Origin of the sequence: Pseudomonas sp. ML96, from assembly GCF_000761545.1 — a bacterium.
Lineage (GTDB): Bacteria > Pseudomonadota > Gammaproteobacteria > Pseudomonadales > Pseudomonadaceae > Aquipseudomonas.
In genome coordinates, this window is sequence record NZ_JPMY01000002.1 from 237200 (window position 1) to 248684 (window position 11485).

Consider the following 11485-nt stretch of genomic DNA (forward strand, 5'->3'; position numbering starts at 1 on the left):
GTTGATACGCCGCATTTGTGATCACATCAGCACATGGCCACCGACCCGCAGTTCTCTCCCAACACCACCTTTACTCTGCTCCGGGAAAGCCAGGACACCCACGTCCGCACCCGCCTGGGCGGCATCTATTACCTGCTCGCCTGGCTGCTGACCTGGGGCTTCTCCGCAGCACCTGGCTCCATGCCGGTGCTGGGCACCGTCGCCACCCTGTTCTTCGCCGCCATGATGCTGCTGCGCTGGCTGCATCGCCTGCCCAGCGAAGAAGGCGATGCAGCGCTGCATCGCTGGATCGACCGCCACTGGCTGCTGATCCTCGGCACCAGCCTGGGCTGGGGCCTGGCCCATGCCTGGGCACTGCTGCGCCCGGAGTTCGAGCCCTCGCGGCTGATCGCCACCCTCAGCACCGTGGCCTTCAGCACCGCCATGGCATTCAACTTCCCCATGCGCAAACGGCGCTGCGTCAGCGCCATTCTCCTGCTCTACCTGCCGGGCCTGGCCGTACTGGGCTGGCACTGGCCGGCACAGGAGGCGCTGGCGGTGACCCTGGCGTTCTACCTCAGCTATCTGCTGCTCGCCCTCAACCGCAGCCACCGCGAGTACCACGGCACCCTGGTCATGGAGCAGCAACTGGTCGACCAGCGCGAGCGCTACGACCAGCTCAGCCGCACCGACAGCCTGACCCAGCTGGGCAATCGCCTGCAGTTCAACAACCTGTTCCCGGCCATGGTCGCCGAGGCCCGCCGCATGCGCACCCCGCTGTCGCTGGTGCTGCTGGACATCGACTTCTTCAAACGGATCAACGACGAGCACGGCCACGCCAGCGGCGACACCTGCCTCAGTGCCTTTGCCGAGCGCATGCGCCAGGTGTTCCGCCGCGACAGCGATGCCCTGCTGCGCCTGGGCGGCGAGGAGTTCGGCGTGCTGATGCCCAATACCCCGCTGGAACAGGCACGCGAGCTGGCCGAGCACTTCCGCCAGCAACTGGCCGAACAAGGTTTCTCCCTGCCCGGACAGACCCTGCCGCTGACCAGCAGCCTGGGCGTCGGCTGCCTGGATACAGAACATAACGAGAGCGCCGAGGCCTTCTTCAAGCGGGTCGACGACGCCCTCTACCGGGCCAAGGCCGAGGGCCGCGACCGCCTGGTACTGGCCACTCCCTGAGTGCTGCCGCAGCCACCGTGACGGTGCGCTGCCGGCCTATACTGCGGCCTTTTCCGGGAGCCCTCATGTCCGCACTGCTCGACGCCTGGCGACACGCGCCGACCCATCGCCGGGTCTGGGCGCTGGCCGCGCCAATGATCCTCTCCAACCTTTCGGTGCCGCTGGTGGCGCTGGTTGACGCCGCGGTGATCGGCCACCTGCCGCACACCCAGCAGCTCGGCGCGGTGGTGGTCGGTAGCAGCCTGTACGCCATGCTGGTGGGTGTGTTCGGCATCCTGCGCATGAGCGCCACCGGCTTCGCCGCCCAGGCTACGGGCCGTGGTGATGGCGGCGCACTGCGCCAGGTGTTGCTGCAGAGCCTGGCGCTGGCCGGGCTGATTGCCCTGCTGGTCGGCCTGCTGGCGTTGCCACTGAGCGGCCTGGCCCTGCAGCTGATGCAGCCCTCGGCGCAGCTCGACGCGCTGACCCGCGAATTCTTCCACGCCCGCCTGTTCGGCCTGCCGGCAACCCTCGCCGGCGCCGCGCTGGTCGGCTGGCTGCTGGGCACGCAGAATGCCCGCGGCGCCCTGGCGGTGATGTTGACCACCAACCTGCTCAACGTCGCGCTCAACCTGTGGTTCGTCCTCGGCCTGGACTGGGGCGTGCTCGGCTCGGCGCGCGCCTCGGTGGTCGCCGAGTGGTGCGGCGCCCTGCTCGGCCTGCTGCTGGCCTGGCGCACCCTCGGCCGCCATCCCGGACAGATCGACACGGCAGCCCTGCGCCAATGGCGCAGCTGGAGTGCGCTGCTGGCGGTGAACCGCGACATACTCATCCGCACCCTGGCGCTGCACCTGGTGTTCTTCCTCATCACCGTGCAGGGCACGCGCCTGGGCGACGCCACCGTGGCGGCCAACGCCCTGCTGCTCAACGGCCTGCTGCTCGCCGCCTTCGCCCTAGACGGCCTGGCCCACGCGGTGGAGGCCCTGTGCGGGCATGCCATCGGCGCCGGCGATCGCCTCGCCCTGCGTCGCTCGCTGGTGGTCGCCGGCGGCTGGTCGCTGTGCGGCAGCCTGCTGTTCGCCCTGTTGTTCCTGCTCGGCGGCCAGCTGTTCGTCGACCTGCAGAGCGACATCGCCGAAGTGCGCAACGCCGCCTACCCTTATCTACCGTACCTGGCGCTGTTGCCGTTGATCGCGGTGTGGAGCTACCTGCTCGACGGCCTGTTCATCGGCGCCACCCGGGCGCGGGAAATGCGCAACGCCATGCTGCTCAGCGTGGCCCTGGGCCTGCTGGTTGGCTGGCTGTTGCGCGGCCTAGGCAACCACGGCCTGTGGCTGGCCTTTCTATGCTTCATGTTGATGCGCGGCCTGTGCCTGGCCATCCAGGCCCGCCAGTTGCAACTTAGAGACGCCTGGCTCAGCGCCGGCCATTGAGGGAGATGACCATGCTGCCTGCCCCCTGTCCCATCGACGAGCCCCAGCGCCAGCGGGCGCTGGACAGCCTCGAGCTGCTCGACACCCCCGCCGAGCTGTACCTCGACACCCTGGTGCGCCTGACCCGCGAACTGTTCGAGGTGGAGACGGTGCTGATCAGCCTGGTGGATCGCGACCGCCAGTGGTTCAAGGCACGCATCGGCCTCGACGTGGCCGAGACGCCGCGCGATATTTCCTTCTGCGGCCATGCCGTCGCCGCGCGCAGCCCGCTGATCGTGGAAGACGCGCAGCAGGACCCGCGCTTCTCCGACAACCCGGTGGTCACCGGGCCGCCCTTCATCCGCTTCTATGCTGGGCAACCGCTGTTCCACAGCGACCAGCCGATCGGCACCCTGTGCCTGCTGCACCCCGAACCACGCGGTCTGAGCCAGCAGGAGCGCCTGCGCCTGCGCGACCTCGGCACGCTGGTCGAGGGCTACCTGCAGCTGCGCAGCATGAGCCGCGAGACCCACAAACTGCGCGAAGCGGTGGACCGCGAGCAACGCAAGGCGCTGATCGACCCGCTGACCCAGCTGTGGAACCGCTCTGCACTGCTGCAGTTCTTCGCCCGCGAACAGAACGGCGCGCGCGATGCCGGCCTCAAGCTGGGGGTGATCTACGCCGAGCTCGATCATTTCGACACGGTCAAGAATCGCAGCAGCACCGCTGGCGCCGACCAGGCCCTGTGGGAATGCTCGCGGCGCCTGAGCGCGACACTGCGGCCGGATGACCTGCTGGTGCGCCTGGGCGGAGAAGAGTTCGTCACTGTGCTGGCGGTGCACGATGCCGGCGAGCTCGGCCAGGTCACCGAACGCATGCGCAAGACCATTGCCGACACCCCGGTGACCGCCGCCGGCCAACCGCTGGACCTGAGCCTCAGCCTCGGCAGCGCCCTGCTGCTACCTGGCGAAACCCAAGCCCAGGTGCTGGAACGCGCCTCGCGTGCGCTGTACCGCGCCAAGCAGCTGGGGCACAACCACGCGGTGCACACCGACGACGCCTTCTAGACCATCGTCGGCGCGCCGCTAGCGGCTTACAGGCGGAAACGCCCCATCTGCCGGCTGAGGTCCTCGGCCAGGCGGTGCAGAGTGCGGCAATCCTCGTTGCAGCTCTGCACCTCACTGGCGGTCTGCAGCGCCAGGTCGGCGATGCCCTGCACGTTGCGGTTGATCTCCTCGGTCACCGAGCTCTGCTCCTCGGTGGCGGCGGCGACCTGATGGTTCATGTCGCTGAGGCGCTCGACCTGCTCGGCGATCTCCTCCAGCGCCCGCCCGGTGCTCTCGCTGGCCTGCACGCCGATGCCGGTGGCCTGCTGGCCTGCTTGCATCGAGCTGACCGCGGTGTCGGCGCCCTGCTTGAGGCGCAGGATCATCTGCTGGATTTCCGCCGTCGAATTCTGCGTGCGGCTGGCCAGGGTGCGCACCTCGTCGGCGACCACGGCGAAACCACGGCCCATCTCGCCAGCCCGCGCCGCCTCGATCGCGGCGTTGAGCGCGAGCAGGTTGGTCTGCTCGGCGATACCACGGATCACCGCCAGCACCTGATCGATGGAGGCCACCTCGGCGGCCAGTTCGCCGACCGCGCCGGCGGCCTCGCCAATCTCGCCGGACATGCTCTGGATATGCGCGATGGAGCCGCTGACCTCGCGCCGCGCGGCGGTCGCCTGGCTGCGTGCATTCTGCGAAACCTCGGCCGCCGAGCCGGCGTTACGCGCGATCTCCTGCACGGTCAGGCCCATCTCGTGCACCGCCGTAGCGACCATGTTGGTCATCTCCTGCTGGCGGTCGGAGCGCTGCGCAGTGTTGTCCACCACCTTGGCCACCTGCCCCACCGAGCCGCGCAGGCGTTCGCTGGTTTCCAGCACCTCGCCGATCAGCTGGCGCTGCCCCTCGAGGAAGCGGTTGAAGCCGCGCGCCAGGTCGCCCAGCTCGTCGCGGCGCGACTCATCCAGGCGCCGGGTCAGATCGCCGCCACCGCCACCGATCTCCACCAGCGCCTCGGTTACGCGCTGGATCGGCCGCACCAGGCCACGCGCCAGCAGGACCACCAGGCCCAGGCTCAGCACCACTACCAGCAGGCCGGTCAGGGCGCTGGTGAGCAGGGCACGCCGCGCCTCGCCATAGACCTGCTCCTCGGGAATCTCGGCCACCAGCTGCCAGTCGACCGACTGCAGCGGCAGGGCCATGGCGAAGAACTGCTCGCCCTCACGCTCGAACGACACCACCTTGCCGGACTGCGCCGTCAGCTGGCCCGCTGCGTCGTTACCGAGCAGCTGCGTCAGGCTGGCCTGATCGCTGAGCGCCGCGTCGGGGTGAATCTTGACCTTGCCAGCGGCATCCACCAGGTAGATGCGCCCAGCCTCGCCGAGGCGGAAGCCGCGCACCAGGTCGGACATGGCGCTCAGCCCCAGGCCCAGGCCGCCGACACCGAGCGTCTTGCCGTTGGCAGCGATGCGCTGGTTAATGAACAGGGTGGGCACCTTGGTGGTGGTATCGATGTCGATATCCAGCGCGCGCTGCTTGCCGCCATCGATGAAGCTGTAGAACCAGGCGTTCTCAGGCGAACGCGTCAGCGTGCGGTCGAGGCCCTGGTCGGTCAGGTAGTGGCCGGTTTCCAGGGCGACGAGGAAGGTGGTCAGCGTCTTGCCGGCGATCTTCTCCTGCTGCAGGTAGCGCTGCATGGCGTCGAGCTGGGCCGGGTCTTCGCCGCCGGCCATCCAGTCCGCCACCAGGCTGTTGCCGGCGATGGCGCGGGCCTGCTCCAGCGGCGTGGCGAGCACGCGTTCCAGATCGTTACGTACCGCCTCCACCCGCGCCGGCAACTCGCCGTTGACCAGGTAACGCTCGACCTGGCGGTTGGCCACGCCGGAGTAGATGAAAATCACCACCAGCACGCTGACCAGCAGCGCCGCCCCCATGCTCAGAATCAACTGCCGGCCGATACTGCGTTGCCAGAACTGCATGCTTCACCCTCACGATTCGCGACGTGGACGCCGCTTGTTGGATACGGCCCGGAATGCGACCGGAGCGATATTGAGCAAGGATCACGCCACCACGAAAGAGCCCCGCCCTAGAGGCACCGCGGCAAATCCAAGCGGAGATTGCGACCAAAACAGAAACAAATAAGTCACAAAATCACACACCACTGCACACAACTGGCGCACTGCCGGGCAGGCGCCTTCTCCTGTTCATCGGCCTGCGCCCGCCAGTAATGAAGCCCGCGCGATGCAAAGCGATGGACGGTCATGCCTACACACGAGCGCCGCGGGCACACGTCTGCGCAATTCGCCACGCACATCGCAGGCTGGTCCGGCAAAACGGCTTGCGCGACTAGCAAGCGCTCCAGGCTGGGCTACAGTGCCTGGCAGCTGCGGCGCGCCAGGACGGGATCAGCGACCGCAGCCACACCCTACAAGCAGGCAGCCGACCTGCATCGCCCGATCGAGGAAACCACCATGGCCGACGCCATTGCCGCCAGCCTGCACTACCTGTCGATCTTCGTACTGTTCGCCCTGCTCACCTGCGAGCACATGCTGTTCCGCAGCGACATCGACCATGCCACGGCGCGGCGCCTGCTGCGCATCGACATGGCCTACGGCATGGCCGCCGGCCTGGTACTGGTCACCGGCGCGGTGCGGGTGGTCTGGTACGGCAAGGGCCTGGATTACTACCTGCATAACTGGATTTTCCACGCCAAGGTCAGCCTGTTCATCCTGGTCGGTCTGCTGTCGATCCTGCCGACCCTGACCTTCTTCAACTGGCGCAACGAACTGCTGGCCGGCAAGGCGCCGAGCATCTCCCCGGCCCAGGCGCGCCGCACTATCATGGTCATCCGCCTGGAGCTGCTGATCCTGGTCTGCCTGCCCTTCCTCGCCAGCCTGATGGCGCGTGGTACGGGCTTCTTCCTCAGCTAGACAGAGCCTGCCTCGCCCACAAATAATGGCACCTAGCCATACATTGGCGACTCCTGACCTCCATGAACCCCGCTGGCCTCCTTGCAGCGGCTCTGCGAGCCGGTAGAGCTACAAGCAAGCAATCATCTTTCTATTACTTAGACCCCGGGATATCGCATGAAAAAAGTACAGTTACTCAGCCTGATTGCCGCACTCGCAGTAGCTGCTCCGGCCTTCGCCCAAGGCCCAGGGGAAGGCAGCATGTCCAAGTCGGGAGTAGAGATTGGCGACTGCGTCGCCAATAACGTCGATGTGAAATGGCAGCTGGACAGCCTGATGGGCGAGCCGACCGTCAACGGCAGCTTCCGCTGGGATGGCGCCGAGTGCGAGCTACCGAGCAGCACCGTCGTCTGGCTGAAGCTCGGAGAGATCAACGGCACGGGCTCCGGCTGGGTCAACATCGCCCCGGTAACACCCGAAGCCAATGGCGACTATGGCTACAACACGACCGGCTCTCCCGACTGGGCTGAAGTGGTCTGCGGCTTCAACGGTGCCCAGGCGACCGAGTGCGTGTCGCGTGATGAGGCCATCAACCTGTGGAAAACCGGCGCCGTGACCGACTTCGTGGTGGCCTGGTAAATCGCTTCAGGTTGCAGCAGCTCTAAATGAAAAAGCCCGGCACTGGCCGGGCTTTTTTATGCGCTGACCAATCAGGTCGCGAGGTAGGACGAGCGGGTCAGGCCCAGACGCAGTGCGTCGAGGTACTGCGCGCGCTCGTTGGCGGTGAGCTTGGCGCCGGCCACCTTGTCGCGGTAGTAGGTCATCAGCTCCTCGGGCGACAGGTGCACGTAGCGCAGCATGTCCTCGATGGTGTCGTGGGTCTCGATGCCGGTGTGGGCCACGCTGCCGTCCGGGCGCTGGTAGATGTTCACCGAGTCGGTGTCGCCGAACAGGTTGTGCATGTCACCGAGGATCTCTTGATAGGCGCCGACCAGGAACACGCCGAGCACGTAGTCCTCACCCTCGCGCACTTCGTGCACCGGCAAGCTGGTCTCGATCGACTGCTCGTCGACGTACTGGCGGATCTTGCCGTCGGAGTCGCAGGTCAGGTCCTGCAGCACGGCGCGGCGCAGCGGCTCTTCTTCCAGGCGGGTCAGCGGCAGGATCGGCAGGATCTGGCCGATGGCCCAGGTGTCCGGCAGGCTCTGGAACACCGAGAAGTTGCAGATGTACTTGTCCGCCAGCTTGTCGTTGAGCTCGTCGAGCACCGCGCGGTGCGAGCGCTGACGGGCCTTGAGCTGGTTGTGCAGGCGGCGGCAGATGGCGAAGTAGCACTGCTCGGCCAGGGCCTTCTCGGTCAGGTTGAGCTTGCCGGCGGAGTACTGCGCGGCCACTTCCTCGATGTAGTGGGTGGCGCGCCAGTAGGTCTCGGCGACCATTTCCGGGTCGCTGTCGGCCAGCAGTTCGATGAGGTTCTGCAGCACTTCCGGCTGCTCGACGGCCGCATCGATCTCCGGCACGTCGTCGTTGTGACGCTCGACGTCAGTCACCTGCACCACCAGCACGGCGTGGTGCGCGGTCATGGCCCGGCCGCTCTCGGAGAAGATATGCGGGTGCGGGATGTCCTGGCGGTCGCAGAACTCCTTGAGCATGTCGACCACGGTGGAGGCATAGTCCTCCATGTCGTAGTTGATCGAGCTGGCGTTGCGCGAGTGGGTGCCGTCGTAGTCCACGCCGAGGCCGCCGCCGACGTCGATATGATCAACCGGCAGGCCCAGGCCGCGCAGCTCGCCGTAGTAGCGGATGGCCTCGCGGAAGCCCTTGCGGTAGTCGGCGATGTTGGCGATCTGCGAGCCCATGTGGAAGTGCAGCAGGCGGATGCCCTGCTCCAGCTTGGCCGCCTTGAAGCGCTCGACCACCGAGAGGATCTGCGCGGCGGACAGGCCGAACTTGGATTTCTCGCCGCCGGTATCGGCCCACTTGGAAGACGCCAGCGAGGACAGGCGCACGCGCAGGCCCACCTGCGGAGTGACCTTGAGCTTGGCCGCCTCCTCGATGACGAACTGCACCTCGGATTCCTTCTCGATCACGATGAACACGTTGTGACCGAGCTTCTGCCCCATCAGCGCCAGGCGGATGAACTCGCGGTCCTTGTAGCCGTTGCAGACGATGGTGCCGCCCTTCGGCGCCAGCGCCAGCACGGCCATCAGCTCGGGCTTGGAGCCGGCCTCCAGGCCGATGGAGACGTCCTGGGTGGCGATGATGTTCTCCACCACCGCTTCCTGCTGGTTGACCTTGATCGGGTACAGGGCGGTGTAGCGGCTGCCGTATTCGAGGCGCTCGATGGCGGCGTCGAAGGCGCCGGTCAGCTGGCGTACGCGGTACTGCAGGATGTCCGGGAAGCGTACCAGCAGCGGCAGCGACAGGCCGCTGCCACGCAGGCCGTCGAGCTGGGCGTAGAGGTCGATGGGCGCGCTGTCCGGGCCGTTCGGGCGGACTTCCACCCGGCCGGCGTCATTGATCGAGAAGAAGCCGGCGCCCCAGTGGCGAATGCCATATACGCTGCGGCTGTCCGCGACTGTCCATTGGCTGCCATCGTCTTTGCGGGTGCGTCGTGCGGCCATCGAGATCTCCTGTAGGCAAGAAAAAGGGCTGCCGCCCGGCAGCTCTTGTACGGTACGAATATGAAGGTTGCAGGAGAGTGGACTCCCCCTCCTGCATGGAAGTTTAGGAAGTGCCGCGTCAGCCGCCGGACTTCTTGGCCTTGAAGCCGCGCTTGCTCAACTCTTCGAGGAGCAACTCGACCATGTCGCCCTGGATCTCGATGACCCCGTCCTTGAGCCCACCGCCGCAGCCGCAGCGCTTCTTCAGCGCGCTGGCCAGCTCTTTCAGCTCGGCCTCGGCCAGGGGCACACCGGTGACGGTGGTGACGGTCTTGCCGCCACGGCCCTTGGTCTCGCGGCGCACGCGGGCGATGCCATCGCCTTCAGGAATCTGGCTCTGCTTGCAGATGCAGGCGGCCACGGGCTGGCCACAGTCGGGACAGTGCCGACCGGCATCGGTGGAATAGACGAGACCGCTCAAGGCGGAGAACGACGAAGCTTTCTTGACCACCGGCTTTTCCTCATAGGGGTCAGGATAGCGACTGGCCGGCGGGGTGCCGACCGCGAAGCCCCACTCAGGCAGGGGCAGCGCAGCCAGGCATGCCGCCTGGCTTTGAAGGTGGCGCAGTGTAAGGGCAAAAGGCCGGGTTGCTAAGTGCGAAATTGCGCCATTGATCGACGGATTGGCGACCTCGTTTGGCATCATGCACAGCGCGACCGGAAATACTGCACAAAACCACGCCCGGCGCGGCCTGGGCGCTCGCTAGCGTTGTGCCAGATACAGGCGCAAGGCCTGTAGCGAGTCCGGGCAGAAGTCCTGCTCGGCAGCGGCGGCCAACGCCTGCTCGGCTGTCATGAAACGCGCCTCCATGACCTCCTCCGGCTGCAACAGCAGCGGTGCATCGGAGACGGCGGAAAACACCGCGCCCCACAGGCGATTGCCAGGCTGGTCGAAGTAGAAGCGGCCATGCTCGCGCAACGCCACACCGGCGATGCCCAGCTCTTCCTGCAGCTCGCGCGCGGCGGACTCGGAGTAGCTCTCGCCCTCGCCAACCATGCCGCCGGCCGCCACGTCCCAGTAGCCAGGGTAGATGGCCTTGCTCAGAGTGCGGCGATGTACGCACAGCTCGCCACGCGAGTTGAACAGCAGGATGAAGGTGCCGCGGCCGATCAGGCCGCGCTCGCGCAACTCGGCCCGCACCAGGCCGCCGAGCAGTTGGTCCTGCTCGTCGACCCAGGCCACGCGCTCGGCGTCGGAGGCGGCGCGATGCACCGCCTCGCGCTCGGAGATGGCCATCAGCCCTGGCTCAGCAGAGTACGCAGGTCGATGATCGCGGCGTTGGCGCGGGAGATGTAGTTGGCCATCACCAGCGAGTGATTGGCCAACACGCCGTAGCCACTGCCGTTGAGCACCATCGGGCTCCACAGAGTTTCCTGGGCCGCTTCCAGCTCACGGATGATCTGGCGCACGCTGACGGTGGCATTCTTCTTCGCCAGCACATCGGCGAAGTCCACCTCGATGGCGCGCAGGATGTGCGACAGCGCCCAAGCCTGGCCACGGGCCTCGTAGAACACGTTGTCGATCTGCAGCCAGGGGGTCTTCACCTCCTCCTCACGCACCGGCACGATCTGGCCTTCCGGCACCGGCTGGTTGGGCTCGGCATCGGTGTTCAGGCGTACCCGGCCGACGCTGGCGGACAGGCGCTGGGACAGCGAACCCAGGCGCGTGGCGACGTCGCCCAGCCAGTTGTTGAGGTTGTCGGCCCGCGCATAGAACTGGGTGCGCTGCTGGCTGGGGTTACTCAGGTTGGCCAGGTAGCGATCCAGCGACTTGATGCCTTCGGCATACTCCGACTCGGACGCCGGCAGAGCCCAGCTCTTGTTGTCGAAGTTGAAACGCGGCTCGGCCTTGGCCAGGTCCGGGTCCTCGGTGGACTGCGACTGCGAGCGGGCGAAGTCCTTGCGCAGCGCACGCGACAGGTCGCGCACCTGCACCAGCACGCCGTATTCCCAGCTCGGCATGTTGTCCAGCCACAGGCCGGGCGGGGCGACGTCGTTCGACAGGTAGCCACCGGGCTTGTTCAGCAGGGTCTCGGACACCTGCTTGAGGGTCTCCACCGTGGTGTAGCCGCTGACCAGCTTGCGCTGCGCCTGCTCGGCCGCGGCCTGGGCACGCTGTTGCACGGGGAACAGCTCCGGTTCCTGGCTCCAGTACCAGCCCACCAGCATGGCGCCCAGCAGATACAGACCCAGCAGGGTGCCCAGGGTCTTGCCGACCCAGCCGCCACCGAAGTAGCTGCGCACGCCATCCATCGAGTCCTCGGCATTGCCGCGCAGGTCGCCCGCGCGATTCTTCCAGTCCAACATGATCATGGTCC

The 11485-nt window shown here is 66.8% G+C and carries 10 protein-coding genes and 1 pseudogene; 5 read left to right on the forward strand and 6 right to left on the reverse strand.

What is annotated here, in order from left to right; genetic code table 11:
• The first annotated feature begins 33 nt into the window (after positions 1-33).
• The 3 genes from IP89_RS01325 (at position 34) to IP89_RS01335 (ending at position 3619) form a co-directional block, all read left to right on the forward strand.
• A complete protein-coding gene (locus tag IP89_RS01325) occupies positions 34-1161 on the forward strand; it encodes a GGDEF domain-containing protein (RefSeq protein WP_043307088.1) in 1128 nt (375 codons plus the stop codon).
• A gap of 65 nt (positions 1162-1226) precedes the next feature.
• Complete coding sequence (locus tag IP89_RS01330; protein ID WP_043307089.1) at positions 1227-2573, forward strand: MATE family efflux transporter; 1347 nt, start codon at positions 1227-1229, stop codon at positions 2571-2573.
• A gap of 11 nt (positions 2574-2584) precedes the next feature.
• A complete protein-coding gene (locus IP89_RS01335; RefSeq protein WP_043307223.1) occupies positions 2585-3619 on the forward strand; it encodes a sensor domain-containing diguanylate cyclase in 1035 nt (344 codons plus the stop codon).
• 26 nt (positions 3620-3645) lie between these two features.
• On the opposite strand, the gene IP89_RS23835 is transcribed toward IP89_RS01335, so the two are convergent.
• Both IP89_RS23835 and IP89_RS23840 read right to left on the reverse strand, forming a co-directional pair.
• Entirely contained in the window at positions 3646-4383 is a 738-nt protein-coding gene (locus IP89_RS23835; protein WP_371261926.1) for a methyl-accepting chemotaxis protein, read from the reverse strand.
• 129 nt (positions 4384-4512) lie between these two features.
• Positions 4513-5574, reverse strand: a pseudogene (locus IP89_RS23840) (cache domain-containing protein); the annotation flags it as partial.
• A gap of 492 nt (positions 5575-6066) precedes the next feature.
• Between IP89_RS23840 and IP89_RS01345 the strand changes: the two are divergent.
• Positions 6067-6525, forward strand: a complete 459-nt coding sequence (locus IP89_RS01345) for a DUF2214 family protein (protein ID WP_043307091.1) — start codon at positions 6067-6069, stop codon at positions 6523-6525.
• Positions 6526-6681: 156 nt separating this feature from the next.
• Complete coding sequence (locus IP89_RS01350; RefSeq protein ID WP_156114960.1) at positions 6682-7143, forward strand: hypothetical protein; 462 nt, start codon at positions 6682-6684, stop codon at positions 7141-7143.
• A gap of 71 nt (positions 7144-7214) precedes the next feature.
• Here IP89_RS01350 and speA read toward each other — a convergent pair whose 3' ends face one another.
• The 4 genes from speA to IP89_RS01370 all read right to left on the reverse strand — a co-directional run bounded on the left by speA (position 7215) and on the right by IP89_RS01370 (position 11474).
• Positions 7215-9128, reverse strand: a complete 1914-nt coding sequence (speA, locus tag IP89_RS01355; RefSeq protein WP_043307093.1) for an arginine decarboxylase — start codon at positions 9126-9128, stop codon at positions 7215-7217.
• Between the two features lie 118 nt (positions 9129-9246).
• Positions 9247-9618 (reverse strand): translation initiation factor Sui1, encoded by a 372-nt coding sequence (locus IP89_RS01360; RefSeq protein ID WP_043307094.1) that lies wholly within the window; start codon positions 9616-9618, stop codon positions 9247-9249.
• Positions 9619-9870: 252 nt separating this feature from the next.
• Positions 9871-10404 (reverse strand): NUDIX hydrolase YfcD, encoded by a 534-nt coding sequence (gene yfcD / locus IP89_RS01365; protein WP_043307095.1) that lies wholly within the window; start codon positions 10402-10404, stop codon positions 9871-9873.
• Positions 10404-11474, reverse strand: a complete 1071-nt coding sequence (locus IP89_RS01370; RefSeq protein ID WP_043307225.1) for a DUF2333 family protein — start codon at positions 11472-11474, stop codon at positions 10404-10406. The genes yfcD and IP89_RS01370 overlap by 1 nt, the downstream gene beginning before the upstream one ends.
• Positions 11475-11485 lie beyond the last annotated feature (11 nt).